At 74.8% G+C, this 17,231-nt stretch carries 14 protein-coding genes; 9 read left to right on the forward strand and 5 right to left on the reverse strand.

Features of this window, described 5'->3' with window-relative positions; translation table 11 throughout:
• Positions 1 to 533: 533 nt before the first annotated feature.
• Together ACZ6S8_RS20880 and ACZ6S8_RS20885 are read right to left on the reverse strand one after the other, a co-directional pair.
• Positions 534 to 1,754 (reverse strand): acetyl-CoA C-acetyltransferase, encoded by a 1,221-nt coding sequence (locus ACZ6S8_RS20880; RefSeq protein WP_469457783.1) that lies wholly within the window; start codon positions 1,752 to 1,754, stop codon positions 534 to 536.
• Positions 1,755 to 1,981: 227 nt separating this feature from the next.
• The gene (locus ACZ6S8_RS20885) at positions 1,982 to 3,043 is read right to left on the reverse strand and encodes an SGNH/GDSL hydrolase family protein (RefSeq protein ID WP_469457785.1); all 1,062 of its coding nucleotides are present in this window, start codon (positions 3,041 to 3,043) and stop codon (positions 1,982 to 1,984) included.
• Between the two features lie 127 nt (positions 3,044 to 3,170).
• On the opposite strand from ACZ6S8_RS20885, the gene ACZ6S8_RS20890 reads away from it, so the two are divergent.
• A complete protein-coding gene (locus tag ACZ6S8_RS20890; protein ID WP_469457902.1) occupies positions 3,171 to 4,553 on the forward strand; it encodes a cystathionine beta-synthase in 1,383 nt (460 codons plus the stop codon).
• Positions 4,554 to 4,901: 348 nt separating this feature from the next.
• Here the strand turns inward: ACZ6S8_RS20890 and ACZ6S8_RS20895 are convergent, their stop codons facing one another.
• Positions 4,902 to 5,288, reverse strand: a complete 387-nt coding sequence (locus tag ACZ6S8_RS20895; protein WP_469457787.1) for a hypothetical protein — start codon at positions 5,286 to 5,288, stop codon at positions 4,902 to 4,904.
• Between the two features lie 188 nt (positions 5,289 to 5,476).
• On the opposite strand from ACZ6S8_RS20895, the gene ACZ6S8_RS20900 reads away from it, so the two are divergent.
• Positions 5,477 to 6,319 carry a MurR/RpiR family transcriptional regulator gene (locus ACZ6S8_RS20900; RefSeq protein ID WP_469457789.1) on the forward strand — a complete coding sequence of 281 codons (843 nt, stop codon included), beginning with the start codon at positions 5,477 to 5,479 and terminating at the stop codon, positions 6,317 to 6,319.
• A gap of 37 nt (positions 6,320 to 6,356) precedes the next feature.
• On the opposite strand, the gene ACZ6S8_RS20905 is transcribed toward ACZ6S8_RS20900, so the two are convergent.
• Complete coding sequence (locus ACZ6S8_RS20905) at positions 6,357 to 7,553, reverse strand: FAD-dependent oxidoreductase (protein ID WP_469457791.1); 1,197 nt, start codon at positions 7,551 to 7,553, stop codon at positions 6,357 to 6,359.
• A gap of 106 nt (positions 7,554 to 7,659) precedes the next feature.
• On the opposite strand from ACZ6S8_RS20905, the gene ACZ6S8_RS20910 reads away from it, so the two are divergent.
• A complete protein-coding gene (locus ACZ6S8_RS20910) occupies positions 7,660 to 8,220 on the forward strand; it encodes a TetR/AcrR family transcriptional regulator (RefSeq protein WP_469457793.1) in 561 nt (186 codons plus the stop codon).
• 38 nt (positions 8,221 to 8,258) lie between these two features.
• Here ACZ6S8_RS20910 and ACZ6S8_RS20915 read toward each other — a convergent pair whose 3' ends face one another.
• On the reverse strand, positions 8,259 to 9,716 hold the full coding sequence (locus tag ACZ6S8_RS20915; RefSeq protein ID WP_469457796.1) for a type III PLP-dependent enzyme domain-containing protein: 1,458 nt from the start codon (positions 9,714 to 9,716) through the stop codon (positions 8,259 to 8,261).
• Between the two features lie 103 nt (positions 9,717 to 9,819).
• Here ACZ6S8_RS20915 and hutU point away from each other — a divergent pair, with 103 nt between their 5' ends.
• The 6 genes from hutU to ACZ6S8_RS20945 all read left to right on the forward strand — a co-directional run bounded on the left by hutU (position 9,820) and on the right by ACZ6S8_RS20945 (position 17,229).
• Positions 9,820 to 11,484: a urocanate hydratase gene (hutU, locus tag ACZ6S8_RS20920; protein ID WP_469457798.1), complete on the forward strand. Its 1,665-nt coding sequence runs from the start codon at positions 9,820 to 9,822 to the stop codon at positions 11,482 to 11,484.
• A 23-nt stretch (positions 11,485 to 11,507) separates the two neighbouring features.
• Complete coding sequence (locus tag ACZ6S8_RS20925) at positions 11,508 to 12,713, forward strand: allantoate amidohydrolase (protein ID WP_469457904.1); 1,206 nt, start codon at positions 11,508 to 11,510, stop codon at positions 12,711 to 12,713.
• Positions 12,689 to 14,044 (forward strand): formimidoylglutamate deiminase, encoded by a 1,356-nt coding sequence (locus ACZ6S8_RS20930; protein ID WP_469457800.1) that lies wholly within the window; start codon positions 12,689 to 12,691, stop codon positions 14,042 to 14,044. The genes ACZ6S8_RS20925 and ACZ6S8_RS20930 overlap by 25 nt, the downstream gene beginning before the upstream one ends.
• A gap of 50 nt (positions 14,045 to 14,094) precedes the next feature.
• Positions 14,095 to 15,273 carry an imidazolonepropionase gene (gene hutI, locus ACZ6S8_RS20935; RefSeq protein WP_469457801.1) on the forward strand — a complete coding sequence of 393 codons (1,179 nt, stop codon included), beginning with the start codon at positions 14,095 to 14,097 and terminating at the stop codon, positions 15,271 to 15,273.
• Between the two features lie 230 nt (positions 15,274 to 15,503).
• Positions 15,504 to 16,187 carry an LPXTG cell wall anchor domain-containing protein gene (locus ACZ6S8_RS20940; RefSeq protein ID WP_469457802.1) on the forward strand — a complete coding sequence of 228 codons (684 nt, stop codon included), beginning with the start codon at positions 15,504 to 15,506 and terminating at the stop codon, positions 16,185 to 16,187.
• A gap of 16 nt (positions 16,188 to 16,203) precedes the next feature.
• On the forward strand, positions 16,204 to 17,229 hold the full coding sequence (locus ACZ6S8_RS20945; RefSeq protein WP_469457804.1) for a COG1470 family protein: 1,026 nt from the start codon (positions 16,204 to 16,206) through the stop codon (positions 17,227 to 17,229).
• Positions 17,230 to 17,231: the final 2 nt, after the last annotated feature.

The raw sequence follows: 17,231 nt of genomic DNA on the forward strand, positions 1-17,231 counted from the left end.
GGCTAACTCCCGATTGTTTCGATCCCCCGACTTCCTACATCAGAGTGTCCCGACCTGGGAATGGCGTGCAGTGCATTACGTCACGAATTGGACAGGGCTTTCGTCCCGAGGGCCCCGATCGCACACCAGCTGACCTGGGCATATGGCGATCCCCCAGGACAAAGGTCACATCCTGGGGGAGATTCGGTCACAGGTCGGCCGCGACGGGGTTAGAACCGGCGTCAGTACGGGACGCGTGACCGCGCCGGATCCCTTGCGGCGCCCGGGCTCCGCGCGGTCGGGGCCGCTCCCCGCCGCGATCCCACCCGATCGGCCGAGCGACGCTCCCCCTACCCTCCGCTACGACCCGACCGGGACGTCATAGCCCGGTTTCGGGGTGCCGGGGGGCCGCCCCTCGTTCCTCGGGGCGACCCCTACCCTCCGCTGCGGCTCAGCTCAGCCGCTCCGCTCTCGTGGTCGCGCTGAGCTTCGCCTCCGCTGCGGGCAGGCGCCGCCCCTCGTTCCTCGGGGCGACCCCTACCCTCCGCTGCGGCTCAGCTCAGCCGCTCGATGACCATGGCCATGCCCTGGCCGCCGCCGACGCACATCGTCTCCAGGCCGAACTGCTTGTCGTGGAACTGCAGGCCGTTGATCAGGGTGCCGGTGATCCGGGCACCGGTCATCCCGAACGGGTGACCGACGGCGATGGCCCCGCCGTTGACGTTCAGCTTGTCCAGCGGGATCTCCAGGTCCCGGTAGGACGGGATGACCTGCGCCGCGAAGGCCTCGTTGATCTCGAACAGGTCGATGTCCCCGACGGTCAGGCCGGCCCGCTTCAGGGCCTGCTTGGACGCCTCGACCGGGCCGAGGCCCATGATCTCCGGGGAGAGGCCGGTGACGCCGGTGGAGACGATCCGCGCCAGCGGCGTCAGGCCCAGGTCCCGCGCCTTGGTGTCGCTCATGATGACCAGCGCGGCGGCGCCGTCGTTGAGCGGGCAGCAGTTGGCGGCCGTGATCAGGCCGTCGGGGCGGAACACGGGCTTGAGGCCCTGGACGCCCTCCAGGGTCACGCCCGCGCGCGGGCCGTCGTCGGCGGAGACGACCGTCCCGTCCGGCGTCGTGACCGGGGTGATCTCGCGCTCCCAGAAGCCGTTCTTGATCGCGGCCTCGGCCAGGTTCTGCGAGCGGACGCCGAACTCGTCCATGTCCTGGCGGGTCACGCCCTTCAGGCGGGCCAGGTTCTCGGCGGTCTGGCCCATCGAGATGTACGCGTCCGGGACCAGGCCGTCCTCGCGCGGGTCGTGCCAGGAGGCGCCCTCGCTCTGCGCGACGGCGGCCGTACGGGCCTCCGCGTCGGCGAAGAACGGGTTGTGGGTGCCCGGCATGCCGTCCGAGGAGCCGTTGGCGAACCGGGAGACGGTCTCGACGCCCGCCGAGATGAAGACGTCGCCCTCGCCCGCCTTGATGGCGTGCAGGGCCATCCGGGAGGTCTGCAGGGACGAGGAGCAGTAGCGGGTGACCGTCAGGCCCGGCAGGTGGTCCATGCCCATCTGCACGGCCACGATGCGGCCCAGGTTGTGGCCCTGCTCGCCGCCCGGGAGGCCGCAGCCGAGCATCAGGTCGTCGATCTCGCGCGGGTCCAGCCCGGGCACCTTGGCGAGCGCGGCCTGGATGATCTGCGCGGTCAGGTCGTCCGGGCGGACGTCCTTGAGCGACCCCTTGCCGGCGCGCCCGATGGGAGAACGGGCGGTGGAAACGATGACGGCTTCGGGCATCGGGACTCCAAGGGGTGCGTCGTTGCGGGACCGCATGCGAAGTTACCGCCCCGTACGGTCGAGGTCACCGGCCTTGCGGTGTGATGCCGGTCGCTCCCGCGCGGGCGCCGGCTCACGGCCGGGGTGCCGGAGGCCGCGGGCCCGCCGCCCGGGGGAGCCGGGTCCGCGGGGGCGGGAGCGGGCCGCCGGCCGGTTCCCCTCCCGCTCCCTTCCCGGGCGCCCGGCGCTCAAGCGGTACCGGAGACCGCCTCGGCGTCCGGCGTGCCCGTGGAGCCCGTCCCGGCGCGGGCGGACGGCTCCGGCTCCTCGCCCGGGACCCGCCGGCGGCGGCGGTGCTTGAGCAGGGCCCAGGGCCCGCGGGCCGCGGTGACCTCCGTGCCCGCCTCGCCGGCGGCCGCCGACGCGGCCTTGGCCACCGGGAGCATGTCCTCGTCCCGGGACATGTCCAGCCGGTCCGACTCGGGCCACACGCCGAGCGCCGCGCACAGCGTGGGGAGGACCGCCATCGCGGCCGTCGCGTACCCCTCCGCCGACGGGTGGTAGGAGTCCGGGCCGAACATCTCGCGCGGATTCGCGGCGAACTCGGGGCCCAGCAGGTCCCCCATGGAGACCGTACGGGCGCCCAGTGCGACCACCCCTATGGTCTGGGCCGCCGCCAGCTGGCGCGAGACCCGCCGGGCCACCCACCGCAGCGGCTGGTACACCGGCTCGATCGTGCCCAGGTCCGGGCAGGTGCCCACGACGACCTCGGCGCCCGCCAGCCGCAGCCGCCGTACGGCCGAGGTCAGGCACCGCACCGAGTGGGTCGGCGGCATCCGCCGGGTCACGTCGTTCGCGCCGATCATGATCACGCAGACGTCCGGCGGGGGCACCTCCTGCCCCTCCGGCCCGTCGAGCAGCAGGCCCACCTGCCGGTCCAGGTCGTCCGACATCGCCCCCGACAGGGCCACGTTGCGCAGCTCCACCGGCCGCTCGGCCACCGCCGCCAGCCCGGACGCCAGCAGCGCCGCCGGCGTCTGCCGGGCCCGCCGCACGCCCAGGCCCGCGGCCGTGGAGTCGCCCAGCATGCCCAGCCGCAGCGGCCCCGGGCTCAGCTCGGGTCCGCCGAACTCGCTCCCGTACAGCCCGTCCGCGCGCGGCGGATCCGGCAGCCCGGTCCCCACCGTCCGCTTCGCGAACTGGACCTCCGCCAGCACCAGGCCCACCGTCGCGGCCCCGACCAGCCCGAGGCCGCCTCCGCCGTACGCCGCTCCCGCCGCGATCCGGCGGGCCGTTCTCGCCCTCGACACGCTTCAGGCCACCTCCTCGTCCCTTCGACGACCTACCTGCCCCGTACGTACGGTCGTCCAATCCCTTTCGGCATACCCTGGCCGGACCTCCCGGAGAACCCGTGGAGTCCCCTCCTTGGAGAACATGGTGCAATTCCACGACTCGATGATCAGCCTCGTCGGCAACACCCCGCTGGTGAAGCTCAACCGTGTGACCGAAGGCCTGCAGGCCACCGTCCTTGCGAAGGTCGAGTACTTCAACCCCGGCGGGTCGGTGAAGGACCGCATCGCCGTACGGATGATCGAGGCCGCCGAGCAGAGCGGAGCCCTCAAGCCCGGTGGCACCATCGTGGAGCCCACCAGCGGCAACACCGGTGTAGGACTCGCCATCGTGGCCCAGCAGAAGGGCTACAAGTGCATCTTCGTCTGTCCTGACAAGGTGTCCATGGACAAGATCAACGTCATGCGCGCGTACGGTGCCGAGGTCGTGGTCTGCCCGACCGCCGTCGACCCCGAGCACCCGGACTCGTACTACAACGTGTCCGACCGCCTCGCACGCGAGCCCGGCGCCTGGAAGCCCGACCAGTACAGCAACCCGAACAACCCCCGTTCGCACTACGAGACCACCGGTCCCGAGCTCTGGGAGCAGACGGACGGGAAGATCACCCACTTCGTCGCGGGCGTCGGCACGGGCGGCACGATCTCGGGCACGGGCAACTACCTCAAGGAGGTGTCCGGCGGGAAGGTCAAGGTCATCGGCGCCGACCCCGAGGGCTCGGTCTACTCCGGCGGCTCCGGCCGCCCCTACCTCGTCGAGGGTGTCGGCGAGGACTTCTGGCCGACCGCCTACGACCCGGACGTGACGGACGAGATCATCGCGGTGTCCGACAAGGACTCCTTCCAGATGACCCGCCGCCTCGCCAAGGAGGAGGGCCTGCTCGTCGGCGGCTCCTGCGGCATGGCGGTCGTGGCGGCCCTGCGCGCCGCCGAGGGCCTGGGACCGGACGACGTCGTCGTCGTCCTGCTGCCGGACAGCGGCCGCGGCTACCTCAGCAAGATCTTCAGTGACGAGTGGATGGCGGGCCACGGCTTCCTGGAGGAGGCGGGCCCCTCCGCGCGCATCGGCGACGTGCTGAACGACAAGGAGGGCGGCATCCCCTCCCTCGTCCACATGCACCCCGAGGAGACCGTCGGCCAGGCCATCGAGGTCCTGCGCGAGTACGGCGTCTCCCAGATGCCGATCGTCAAGCCGGGCGCCGGCCACCCCGACGTCATGGCCGCCGAGGTCATCGGCTCCGTCGTGGAGAAGGAGCTGCTGGCCGCGCTGTTCGCCCAGCGCGCCTCGCTCAGCGACCCGCTGGAGAAGCACATGAGCGCGCCGCTGCCGCAGGTCGGCTCCGGCGAGCCGGTCTCCGAGCTGATGTCCGTGCTCGGCGAGGCCGACGCGGCGATCGTGCTGGTCGAGGGCAAGCCGACCGGCGTCGTCAGCCGCCAGGACCTGCTGGCCTTCCTGGCCAAGGGCGCCAAGTAGCCGCCGCGGTGCGCCGGCCGTTCCGGCCGCGCACCGCCGCCGCGTCCGTGCGCGCGCCCGACGCGCAATCGGTACGGGCCCGACACGTGGGCGCAGCACCGGCTTAACACGGCTCCGGCACAGTGGTGGTCGTCGGCAGGGAAGACCGGGAGACCGGAAACCCGGCCGGCACCACGAACGGCGTTGCGCGACTCCGGAGCGGCTCCCGGACCGCGTGCGCCACGGACGCGGACGGCCCTGACCCGGCCCGTGTCCTCGCGGGGACCGCCGTCGTCCCGCCCCCGGGCAACCGGGGTGCGGCGGTCCCCGCCTAATTCTTTTCCGGACCCGCCGGCCCGTCGGCCCCCGTCAGTCGAGCGGTTCGCGGTTCCCGCGGCCGCCGAAGGGCTTGTGGGCGTGGACGAAGTTCACCGCCACGATGCCCGCCCAGACCACCAGCAGCCCGCTCAGGCGGGCGTGCGCGGCGCCGATCGCCGAGAGCGGGATCGCCAGGACCAGCGTGACGACGGCGAAGCCGAACCGCTCCCCGAACGCGGCCGCGGGCGACGCGGCGCCGCCGCCCGGCCCGCCGCGGGCCGCCCGCAGACGTTCCTCGGCCAGCCGCCGCCTGACCTGTGTGTCGACCTTCTCGACGAACGAGTCCACCAGCTCGGCCTCGTACTCCGGGCCCAGCTCCCGCCGGGCGTCCAGGGTGGCGTCGAATTCCTTCTTCAGCTCTCGGGCATGCGCGTCCATGCCCCCACGGTAGGAAGCGCCGTGCTCCCGGGCACTGGGGCTATCCCCCCGATTCCGCGCCCGCCGGACGCCGCCCGCCCGGCCGCGCCCCCTCCGCATCGTGGGCGCGGGTTGCCCCGCTGCATAACCGCATGCAGAGTGCTCCGTGACTGAATATCTCAACCGGGGACGGGATGGAGGGGACGGCCATGAGCGACGGCCCGGCCGCACGGCTGCAGACGCTGTTCGAAGGGCACCGGCTGACGCCGACCCAGCGGCGGATCGCGCACTGCATGGTGCGCGGGGCGGCCGAGGTGCCGTTCCTGTCGAGCGTGGAGCTCGCCGAACTCGCGGGGGTGAGCCAGCCCTCCGTGACCCGGTTCGCGGTGGCGCTCGGCTTCGACGGGTACCCCGCGCTGCGCCGGCACCTGCGCGAGGTGGCGCCCGCCGAGCGGGCGGGGGCCGAGGACGGGGACGCGTACAACGAGTACCAGCAGGCCGTCCAGGGCGAGATCGAGAACCTGCGGCAGCTGTCGGCGATGCTCGCCGATCCGGCGCCGGTCCAGGAGGCGGGCCGGCTGCTCGCCGCCTCGGTGCCGCTGCCGGTGCTCGGGCTGCGGGCGGCGTCCTCGCAGGCGCGCGGGTTCGCGTACTTCGCCGGCAAGGTGCACCCGGACGTACGGCTGCTCGACGAGGGCGGCTCGATGCTGGAGGACCGCATCGACGCGGCCCGCTACGAGGGGGCCACCGCGCTGCTGTGCTTCGCGCTGCCCCGCCACCCCCGGGAGGTCGTGGACACCCTGGAGCGCTCCCGGCGGGCCGGGCTGACCGTCGTCACCGTGGCGGACTCGGCGTTCGCGCCGGTCGCCCGCCACTCGGACCTGCTGATCCCGGCCCCCGTCGGCACCGGCCTGGCCTTCGACACGGCCTGCGCCCCGATGCTGCTGGGCCGGGTGCTGCTGGAGGCGATGGCGGACGCGCTGCCGGACGCGCAGGCGCGGCTGGAGGCCTTCGACGCGCGGGCCGCGGCGCGGGGGCTGTTCGTGGAGTGAGCACGCCGCGACCGCGGGCCGCCGCGCTCCCCGGCCGTCAGCGGTAGTCCAGCTCGGCCAGCTCGGTGGCGAGGCGCTCGCGCAGGGCCGGGACGCGGGAGAGCAGGGGGAGCGCGGTGTTGCGCACGCGGCGCAGCAGCGGGTTGCGGGTGGTGGCGACGCGGGTCATCCGGTCGGTCAGCGCGACCACGCGCAGGGCCACGGGCCGGCGGCGGGCCTCGTAGCCGTCGGGGCCGTCGAGCGGGCCGGCCGTCAGCGCCCGGCCGAGGGCGTGGCCGTCCTGGATGCCGGTGTTCATGCCCTGCCCGCCGGCCGGGCTGTGCACGTGGGCGGCGTCCCCGGCGAGCAGCAGCCTGCCGGCCCGGTACCGGTCGGCGACGCGGTGGTGGATCCGGAACCGGGACGACCAGACGAGTTCCGCGACGGTGGCCTGGCCGGGGGCGCGCTCGGCCAGCAGCGCCCGTACGTAGGCCAGGTCCGGCGAGGCCGGGGCCTCCTCGGCGGTGGCGACGACCCGGTAGCGGCCTCCCGCGGCCCCTCCGGACCCGGAGGGGCCGGAGGCCGGCAGGGGCGCGACCACGGTGAGACCGGCGGGGCCGAAGGCGAGCGAGACCTCATGGGGGCCCGGGGTCCAGTCCATGACGACGTCGGCGAGGACGAAGGACTCCTCGTACGGCTTGCCGGTGAAGCCGATCCCGGCGGCCGCGCGGACGGTGCTGTGCATGCCGTCGGCCCCGACCGCACGGGCCGCGCGCAGGGTCTCGCCGGAGGCGGTGGTGAGGGTGACCCCGTCCGCGTCCTGGACGACGCCGGTGACCTCGTACGGCCGGTGGACCTCGCCGCCGAGGGCGCGCAGCCGCCGGAGCAGCACGGCCTCGGTCTCGTACTGGGGGACCATCAGCGCGTACGGGTGGGGCGTGCGCAGCCCGCCGAAGTCGACCGCGGCCAGCGGGCGGGCGCCGTCGCGGACCTGGAACCGGGTGACGCGCAGGCCGCGGCCGATCAGGTCGGCGGACAGGGCCCCGGAGGGGTCCATCTCGTCGAGGACCTCCAGGGTGCGGGCGTGCACGACGGCGGCGCGCGAGGTGTTGGCCCCCTCGGCCTGCCGGTCGAGGAGCACGAAGTCGACGCCGGCCTGCGCGAGCGTCGCGGCGAGGGCGAGCCCGGTGGGGCCCGCGCCGACGATCGCGACCTCGGTGCGGCCGGGGAGCGGGAGCGCGGCGGTGCTGGTCATGACGGCCTCCTGCAAAAATGCCAACGGTTGTTGGCCAACGTCTGTGGGCAACAGCATGCGCCTGCGGCCCTGGCGTGTCAACGCATGTTGGCCTACGGTTGTTGGCATGACGGTACGCAGATCGGATCAGACCAGGACGGCCATCCTGCGCGCGGCGCGCGAGCGATTCGCCGCGCAGGGGTACGAGCGCACCACCATCCGCGCCGTCGCGGGGGACGCGGGGATCGATCCCTCCATGGTCATGCGCTACTACGGCAGCAAGGAGGGGCTCTTCGACGCGGCCCTCGCGGTCGACCTGCGCCTGCCGGACCTCGCGGCCGTACCGGCGCGGGAGCTCCCCGCGGCCCTCGTGCGGCACTTCGTCGAGCGGTGGGAGGGCGACCCGGCCGACGACGCGCTGCTCGTGCTGCTCCGCTCGGCGGTGACCAACGAGCGGGCGGCCGCCCGCATGCGGGAGGTGTTCGCGGCCCAGGTCGCCCCCGCGCTGGCGGCGGCCCTCGGCCCGGAGCGGGCCGCCCGCACGGCCGGCCTGGTCTCCGCCCAGCTGCTGGGCCTGGCCCTGAGCCGCTACCTGCTGCGGCTGCCGGCGGTGACCGCCCTGACCCCGGACGACCTGGTCGCCGGCCTCGCCCCGGCCCTCGCGGCCACCCTGACCCACGAGCCGTAGGCGGCCCCGCGGGGACTCCGGCGCCGGCCGGACGTCTCCTACAGCAGGGCGTCGCGGTGGGCGGCGCCGGCTTCCGCCACGAGGGTCGCGAGGTCCTGCGCCCCGCGGGCCGGGGCGAAGCGGATGCCTCCGTCCGGGCCGGCCGCGTACCCGTGGACCGCGGGGCGGGGCAGGCTGTTGTAGCCGTAGTGCGCGGTGAAGAAGTACGCGCCCGTGTCCGGCACCCCGACCAGGTCGCCCGGGGCCAGCAGGGGCAGCTCCCGGGCCGTGGCGAGCAGGTCGCCCGCGAAGCAGGCCGGCCCGGCGACGTCCTGGGCCACCGGATCGCCGGTCTTCGGAGCGCCCTTCGCGTCGTACGCCAGGACGCGGACCGGCCAGGCGGCCGGCGCGTACACGGTCCGGGTGGCCAGCTGGACCCCGGCGTGCGTGACGGCGATCGGGCGGCCCCCGGTGGTCTTGGTGTACTCGACCCGCGCGAGGACCAGCCCGTGCTTGGCCAGCAGGGCCCGGCCGAACTCCGTCACCAGGCCGTACGAGCCGTCGAAGAGTCCGGGCACCGCCGCGCGCAGGGCGGCGGCGTACTCCGCGAAGGCCGGGGCCTCCTCGTCCGAGGAGAAGTCCACCGGCAGCCCGCCGCCGATGTCGAGGGTGTCGACCTGGCGGCGCCCGGCCGCCGCGTTGATCTCCTCGGCCAGCGCGTGCAGCTCCCGCACGCCCCGTGCGAGCAGGGGGAGCGGGACCCCCTGCGAGCCGGAGTGGGTGTGCAGGCGCGTCAGCCACGGCCGGTCCAGGAAGGCCCGCACGAGCCGGGCGCGGGCGCCCGGGTCGCGCAGGGCCACGCCGAACTTCGAGGTGGCGGTGGCGGTGGAGAGGGCGCCGATCGTGCCCGCGCCCGTCTGGGGGTTGATCCGGACGCCGATCGGGGAGGCGGTGGGGGCCGCCGCGACCAGGGCGTCGAGGCGCTCCAGCTCCTGGTGGTTGTCGGCGTTGACGGCGATCCCGAGGGCGAGGGCCTCCCGCAGCTCGGCGGTCGTCTTGGCGGGGGAGTCCAGGACGGTGTGCTCCGGCAGGGTCCCGGCCGCCCGGGCCAGTGCCAGCTCGCCGGCGCTCGCCACCTCGCAGCCGATCCCGCAGTCCGCGAGCAGCCGCAGGACCGGTACGAGCGGGGCCGCCTTGACGGCGAAGGCGTGCAGGACCGGCGTGCCGGGCGGCAGCGCCGCCGCGAACGCCCCGGTCAGGGCGGCCGCCGAGGCCCGGATCCCGGCGGTGTCCAGCAGGCAGACCAGCGGCTCGGAGTCGAGCAGCCCCTGCCGGACGGCGGCCCGCACGGCCAGGTCCCGCCGCCGGACCCGGACCGCCGCGGCCCCGGTCCCCGGCCCGGCCCCCGGCCCAGCCCCAGCCCCGGCCCCCGCCCCCGGCCCCGCCCCCCGATCGGCGCCCTCGGGCCGGCCCGCGCCGGCCTGCGTGCCCGTCTGCGCGTTCCTGTCGGCAGCCATGCCGCCATCCCACCACCACACCGACCCGCCCGCAGCTGTTGACTGAATCTATTCATGGGGACAGGATGTGAATGGATTGACCAACATCGGAGGAGGCACAGCCATGTCAGGACCTCGCCCCGTACGGGCCTCGCGCGGTACCGCACTCAGCACCCTGGGATGGCAGCAGGAGGCCGCGCTGCGGATGCTCCAGAACAACCTCGACCCCGAGGTCGCCGAGCACCCCGACAAGCTCGTCGTCTACGGCGGCACCGGCAAGGCCGCCCGCGACTGGCGCTCGTACGACGCCATGGTGCGCACCCTCCAGACCCTCAAGCAGGACGAGACGATGCTCGTCCAGTCCGGCCGCCCGGTCGGCGTGATGCAGACCCACGAGTGGGCGCCGCGCGTCCTGCTCGCCAACTCCAACCTCGTCGGCGACTGGGCCAACTGGGAGGAGTTCCGCCGCCTGGAGAACCTCGGCCTGACCATGTACGGCCAGATGACGGCCGGCTCGTGGATCTACATCGGCACCCAGGGCATCCTCCAGGGCACCTACGAGACCTTCGCCGCCGTCGCCGCCAAGAAGTTCGGGGGCACCCTCGCCGGCACCATCACCCTCACCGCCGGCCTCGGCGGCATGGGCGGCGCCCAGCCGCTGGCCGTGACGATGAACGACGGCGTCGCGATCTGCATCGACGTCGACCCGCGCGCCATCGACCGCCGCATCGAGCACCGCTACCTGGACGTCAAGGCGGACGACCTGCGCCACGCCCTCCAGCTCGCCGTCGAGGCCCGCGACGCCCGCAAGCCGCTCTCCATCGGCCTCCTCGGCAACGCCGCCGACCTGCTCCCGCAGATGCTGGCCGAAGGCGCGCCGGTCGACATCGTCACCGACCAGACGAGCGCCCACGACCCGCTCGCCTACCTCCCCGTCGGCGTCGACTTCGACGACATGGCCTCCTACGCGGCCAAGGACCCGGCGGGCTTCACCACCCGCGCCCGCGAGTCCATGGCGACGCACGTCGAGGCCATGGTCGGCTTCATGGACGCCGGCGCCGAGGTCTTCGACTACGGCAACTCCATCCGCGGCGAGGCCCAGCTGGCCGGCTACGACCGCGCCTTCGCCTTCCCCGGCTTCGTCCCCGCCTACATCCGGCCGCTGTTCTGCGAGGGCAAGGGCCCCTTCCGCTGGGCGGCCCTGTCCGGCGAGGCCTCCGACATCCACAAGACCGACAAGGCGATGCTGGAGCTCTTCCCGGAGAACGAGTCCCTGCACCGCTGGATCAAGATGGCCGGCGAGCGCGTCCACTTCCAGGGCCTGCCCGCCCGCATCTGCTGGCTCGGCTACGGCGAGCGCGACAAGGCCGGCGAGCGCTTCAACGACATGGTCGCGAGCGGCGAACTGGCCGCCCCGCTGGTCATCGGCCGGGACCACCTCGACTGCGGCTCGGTGGCCTCCCCGTACCGCGAGACCGAGGCCATGCTCGACGGCTCCGACGCCATCGCCGACTGGCCGCTGCTCAACGCCATGGTCAACGTCGCCTCCGGCGCCTCCTGGGTCTCCATCCACCACGGCGGCGGCGTCGGCATGGGCCGCTCCATCCACGCGGGCCAGGTCACGGTCGCCGACGGCACCCCGCTGGCAGGCGAGAAGATCCGCCGCGTCCTCACCAACGACCCGGGCATGGGCGTCATCCGCCACGTCGACGCCGGCTACGACATCGCCGAGACGGTCGCCGACGAGCGCGACGTCCGCATCCCCATGCGCGAGGGTGACGACGCGTGAGCGAGGCCTCCACCTTCCACGGCATGTGGGCGCAGCTCGCGCCCGTCGGCCGGGACGCCGGCAGCGGCGGCTACCGCCGCTACGCCTGGACCGGCGCCGACGCCGACTGCCGGACCTGGTTCCAGGAGCAGGCCGAGGCGCGCGGTCTGGCGTACGAGACCGACCGCAACGGCAACCAGTGGGCCTGGCTCGGCGACCCCCTCGCCGGGGACGCCGTCGTCACCGGCTCCCACCTGGACTCCGTCCCCGACGGCGGGGCCTTCGACGGCCCCCTCGGGGTGGTGTCCTCCTTCGCGGCCCTGGACGAACTCCGCAGGAGGGGAGCGGAGTTCGCCCGGCCCCTGGCCATCACCAACTTCGGCGACGAGGAAGGGGCCCGCTTCGGGCTGGCCTGCGTCGGCTCCCGGCTCGCGGCCGGGCAGCTGACCAAGGAGAAGGCGTACGAGCTGCGCGACGCCGACGGGATCACCCTGCCCCGGGCCATGGAAGCCGCCGGGTACGACCCCGACACCATCGGGGCCGACCCCGAACGCCTCGCCCGGATCGGCGCGTTCGTCGAACTCCACGTGGAGCAGGGACGGGCCCTGGACCTGTCCGGCGACCGGGTCGGGATCGCCTCCGCGATCTGGCCGCACGGCCGCTGGCGGTTCGACTTCCGCGGCGAGGCCAACCACGCGGGCACCACCCGCCTGGTGGACCGCCGCGACCCGATGCTCACGTACGCGGCGACCGTGCTGGCCGCCCGGACCGAGGCCGCGCTCGCCGGGGCCGTCGCCACCTTCGGGAAGATCGCCGTCGAGCCCAACGGGGTCAACGCCATCCCCTCGCTGGTGCGCGGCTGGCTCGACTCCCGCGCCGCCGACCAGGCGACCCTGGACACCGTCGTCACCGCCATCGAGAAGGCCGCCCGCGAGCGCGCCGACCAGGACGGCATCGACCTCGGCATCGTCCGGGAGTCCTTCACGCCGGTCGTCGAGTTCGAGCACGCCCTGCGCGACGAGATGAACCGGATCCTGGGCGGGTCCGTGCCCGTCCTCGGCACGGGGGCGGGACACGACGCCGGAATCCTCTCCGCGGCCGTCCCGACCGCGATGCTGTTCGTACGGAACCCGACCGGCGTCTCCCACTCCCCGCGGGAGTTCGCCGCCGAGGACGACTGCGTGGCCGGAGTCCTCGCCCTCGCCGACGTACTGGAAGGCCTCGCATGCCGCTCGACCCGCACGCCGTGACGACGTACTGGCTGGAGCACGCCTGGCTCGGCACCCACGTCGAACCGGGCGTCGCCCTCGACGTGACGGCCGACGGCCGCATCGCCGCCCTGCGCACCGGGGCGGCGACGCCCCCGCCCGGCGCGGAGGTGCTGCGCGGCCTCACCCTCCCCGGTCTGGCCAACGCGCACTCCCACGCCTTCCACCGGGCCCTGCGCGGAACGGTCCAGGTCGGCTCGGGCACCTTCTGGACCTGGCGCGACTTCATGTACAAGGCCGCCCAGAAACTCACCCCCGACTCGTACTTCGCGCTCGGGCGCGCGGTGTACGCCGAGATGGCGCTGGCCGGCATCACGAACGTCGGCGAGTTCCACTACGTCCACCACGCCCCCGGCGGCGTCCCCTACGCCGACCCGAACGCCATGGGCGAGGCCCTGATCGAGGCCGCCGCCGCGGCCGGCATCCGGATCACCCTGCTGGACACGGCGTACCTGGCGTCGGGCTTCGGCGACGCCCCGAACCCGCACCAGCTGCGGTTCTCCGACGGCACCGCCGACGCCTGGGCCGAGCGGGCCTCCGCCCTGAAGCCCCGCGGGCACGCCCTGATCGGCGCCGCGATCCACTCGGTGCGCGCCGTGCCCGCCGACCAGCTGGCCACCGTCGCCCGCTGGGCCGAGGAGCGCCGCGCCCCGCTGCACGTCCACCTCTCGGAACAGACCGCCGAGAACGACGCGTGCCGGGCCGCCCACGGGCGTACGCCGACCCGGCTGCTCGCCGACCACGGGGTGCTCGGTCCGCGCACCACCGGCGTCCACAACACGCACCTCACCGACGCCGACATCGCCCTGCTCGGCGGCAGCGCCACCGGCACCTGCATGTGCCCCACCACCGAACGCGACCTCGCCGACGGCATCGGCCCGGCCGTCCGCCTCCAGCACGCGGGCAGCCCGCTGTCCCTGGGCAGCGACAGCCACGCCGTGGTCGACCTGCTCGAAGAGGCCCGCGCCATGGAGCTGAACGAGCGCCTGCGCAGCCGCACCCGCGGCCACTGGACGGCGAACGCGCTGCTCACCGCCGCCACCGAGGACGGACACGCGGCCCTCGGCCGGACCGACGCGGGGCGCCTGGAGGCGGGCGCGCTCGCGGACTTCACCACCGTCGCCCTGGACTCCGTACGGACGGCGGGCACCCTGCCCCGCCTCGGCGCCGAGACGGCGGTCTTCGCCGCCACGGCCGCCGACGTCCGCCACACGGTGGTCGGCGGCCGCCACGTCGTCCGCGACGGCCACCACACCCTGGTCGAGGACGTCCCGTCCGCCCTGGCCGACGCCATCGCGGCGCTGCGGTCCTGACCGGTGCACGGGGTCCGGAGCGGGGCCCCGGGCCACCCCCGAGAGGAATCATGACCACCACCGTCATCACCCACATCGGCAGCCTCGTCACCAACGACCCGTCCGCCGGCGACGGTTCCCCCCTCGGGCTGATCCGGGACGCGGCCGTCGTCATCGAGGACGACACGATCGCCTGGGTCGGTCCCGCGACCGGGGCCCCGGCCGCGGACGAGGCCTTCGACGCGCAGGGCCGCGCCGTCATCCCCGGCTTCGTCGACTCCCACTCCCACCTGGTCTTCGCGGGCGACCGCACCGCCGAGTTCAACGCCCGCATGTCCGGGCGCAGTTACTCGGCCGGCGGCATCCGCACCACCGTCGCCGCGACCCGCGCCGCCACCGACGACGAGCTGGAGGCCAACCTGCTGCGCCACCTCCGCGAGGCCCGGCGCCAGGGCACCACCACCTTCGAGACCAAGTCCGGATACGGCCTCACCGTCGCCGACGAGGCCCGCGCCCTGCGGATCGCCGCCGCGCACACCGAGGAGGTCACCTACCTCGGCGCGCACATCGTCTCCCCCGACTACGCCGACGACCCGGCCGGCTACGTCGACCTCGTCACCGGCGACATGCTGGCCGCCTGCGCCCCGTACGCCCGCTGGGTGGACGTCTTCTGCGAGAAGGGGGCCTTCGACGGCGACCAGGCCCGCGCGATCCTCACCGCCGGCGCCGGCGCCGGGCTGATCCCGCGCATCCACGCCAACCAGCTCGGCCACGGCCCCGGCGTCCAGCTCGCCGTGGAGCTCGAAGCGGCCTCCGCCGACCACTGCACCCACCTCACCGACGCCGACGTCGACGCCCTCGGCCAGGCCGCGGCCACGACGGTGGCCACCCTGCTGCCCGGAGCCGAGTTCTCCACCCGCGCCCAGTGGCCCGACGCGCGCCGGCTGATCGGGGCGGGCGCGACCGTGGCCCTGTCCACGGACTGCAACCCCGGTTCCTCCTACACGAGTTCCATGCCGTTCTGCATCGCGCTCGCCGTCCGGGACATGGGGATGACCCCCGACGAAGCCCTCTGGTCCGCCACGGCCGGCGGCGCCCGCGCCCTGCGCCGCACCGACATCGGCACGCTCGCCCCCGGCGCCCGCGCCGACCTGGCGGTGCTGGACGCGCCCAGCCACGTGCACCTGGCGTACCGCCCGGGCGTCCCGCTCGTCTCGGCCGTCTGGCAGCGCGGGGTCCGCGCGTCCTGACCCGCCCGGGGGCGGCCGGCCGGCTCGGGGAAGACGGGCCGGGCCGGCCGGCCGCCCCCAGCCCGCCGCCCGAACCGGTCGGGCGCCCCCGCCGGACCGGCCGAAACAGCGCGGCCGAAAGCCCGTTGATCCGGGCCGTCCCGTGTCTTCCCTCCTCAAGGCCCCCGGCGTACCTTGAGCCACCAATCTGATGTGTCGTCAGTAACTTGTGGCCCGAGGGGAAGACGAAGGTGTCCAACCGGAAACGCTCCACCGCGCTCGCGCTGGCCTCCGCGCTGGCCGGATCGGCGGTACTGCTGGCCGCCCCCGCAGCCCGCGCGGCCGTCGTCGACGTGGCCTACGACTGCAAGACCCCCATCGGGGACAAGTCGGCCGTGTCGCCCATCGACATCAAGGCGGTCAAGGAGGGCGACGCCTACAGGCTGACGATGTCCTTCCAGAAGGGGGTCTCGTCCAGCCCCATCGAACTCGGCAAGGGCGCGATGACGCCCAGCGCCGTCATCCTCGTCGACGGCGCCGAGAAGGTGTCCGTGCCGGTATCCGGCCCTCCCAACGCCGAGGCGGCGCCCGCCGACACCCCCATCAAGATCAGCGACCTGTCGGGCACCTACACGCCCAAGAAGAGCGGCAAGGTCACCTTCACCGCCGGCGTGCTCACCATCAAGGCGATGGGCACCACCACCACCTGCACCCCCGGCAACAGCCCCGGACCCTCCCTGGAACTGGAGGTCACCGCCCCCGCGGGCAGCGCCCCCCAGTCCGGCGGCGGCGCCGGAGGCGGCGAGGAGACCCTGCCGCAGACCGGGCCCACCGACTCCGCCCTCGCCCTCGGCACCCTCGGCGGCACCGTGCTGCTCTCCGGCGCCGCCGGCGTGCTCTGGCTGACCCGGCGCGGCCAGCGGGCCCGGTCCTGAACGGAGCACCCCGGCCATGTCCGTGCTCCACACCCCCGGGAGGACCGCCCGCCTCGGCGCGGCCCTCCTCACCGCCGCCGCCCTGTACGCGGGCTCCGCGCACCCGGCCGTCGCCGACGAGCCCGGCTGGACCGCCGAGCCCGCCGCCGGGAGCGCCGCCCGCCCCGGCGGCGCGCGCCCGTACTACTACCTGGCCGGCACCCCCGGCACGGTGCTGGAGGACCGCCTCGCCCTCGCCAACACCACCGACCGGGAGCTCACCGTCACCCTGCGCGGGGCCGACGCCTACAACACCGCCGACGGCGCCTTCGCCGTGCGCCCCGCCCGGGAGTCGGCCGGGGCCGGGTCGTGGATCAGCTTCGGCGCCGGCTCCGCGGTGAAGATCCCGCCCCGCACCCGCGCGGTGGTTCCCTTCACCGTCACCGTGCCGCCCGCCTCCCCGCCCGGGGACCACCCCGCCGCCGTGGTCGCCGCCGAGGGGGGCCGCGAAGCGGGCGTACGGGTCCACCTGCGGGTCAGCGGTCCGACGCTGGCCGCCCTCACCGTCGAGGACGTCTCCGTGCGCGGCCGGGGCGCCGCCGCGGAGGTCGCGTACGCCCTGGTCAACCGGGGGAACGTGGCCCTCGCCCCCGAGGTGTCCCTGCGCGCCGAGGGCCGCTTCGGCGAGGTCCCCGGCCGCACCGCCCGCGCGCTGCCGCTGGAACTGCTCCCGGGGCAGCGGGTCGAGCTGACCGAACCCTGGCCCGGCGCCCCCGCCCTCGACCACGTCCGCCTCACCCTGACCGCCACCGCGCCCGGCGGCGCCCGCGCCACGGCGGAGGCCTCCGCGTGGTTCGTGCCGTGGCGGGTGGCCGGCTGGACGGGCGCCGGGCTGCTCCTCCTCGGCGGGACCGCGATGGCCGCGCTGTTCCTCGTACGCGGCCGGCGGGGGCGGGGCGCGGACGGCGGGACCGACGGCGGCGGGACGGCGGACGCCGGGACGACCGGCGGGCCCGGCCAGGCCCGCGCACCGGAACACGAACTGACGGGAGCCTCCACGTGAGC

It is taken from the genome of Streptomyces sp. NPDC048461, assembly GCF_055587105.1.

Coding starts and splice junctions, on each gene's coding strand:
- ACZ6S8_RS20880 (WP_469457783.1), bottom strand. CDS start 1,754: ATGCCCGAAGCCGTCATCGTTTCCACCGCCCGTTCTCCCATCGGGCGC.
- ACZ6S8_RS20895 (WP_469457787.1), bottom strand. CDS start 5,288: ATGGACGCGCATGCCCGAGAGCTGAAGAAGGAATTCGACGCCACCCTG.
- ACZ6S8_RS20900 (WP_469457789.1), top strand. CDS start 5,477: ATGAGCGACGGCCCGGCCGCACGGCTGCAGACGCTGTTCGAAGGGCAC.
- ACZ6S8_RS20905 (WP_469457791.1), bottom strand. CDS start 7,553: ATGACCAGCACCGCCGCGCTCCCGCTCCCCGGCCGCACCGAGGTCGCG.
- ACZ6S8_RS20910 (WP_469457793.1), top strand. CDS start 7,660: ATGACGGTACGCAGATCGGATCAGACCAGGACGGCCATCCTGCGCGCG.
- ACZ6S8_RS20915 (WP_469457796.1), bottom strand. CDS start 9,716: ATGGCTGCCGACAGGAACGCGCAGACGGGCACGCAGGCCGGCGCGGGC.
- hutU (WP_469457798.1), top strand. CDS start 9,820: ATGTCAGGACCTCGCCCCGTACGGGCCTCGCGCGGTACCGCACTCAGC.
- ACZ6S8_RS20925 (WP_469457904.1), top strand. CDS start 11,508: ATGTGGGCGCAGCTCGCGCCCGTCGGCCGGGACGCCGGCAGCGGCGGC.
- ACZ6S8_RS20930 (WP_469457800.1), top strand. CDS start 12,689: ATGCCGCTCGACCCGCACGCCGTGACGACGTACTGGCTGGAGCACGCC.
- hutI (WP_469457801.1), top strand. CDS start 14,095: ATGACCACCACCGTCATCACCCACATCGGCAGCCTCGTCACCAACGAC.
- ACZ6S8_RS20945 (WP_469457804.1), top strand. CDS start 16,204: ATGTCCGTGCTCCACACCCCCGGGAGGACCGCCCGCCTCGGCGCGGCC.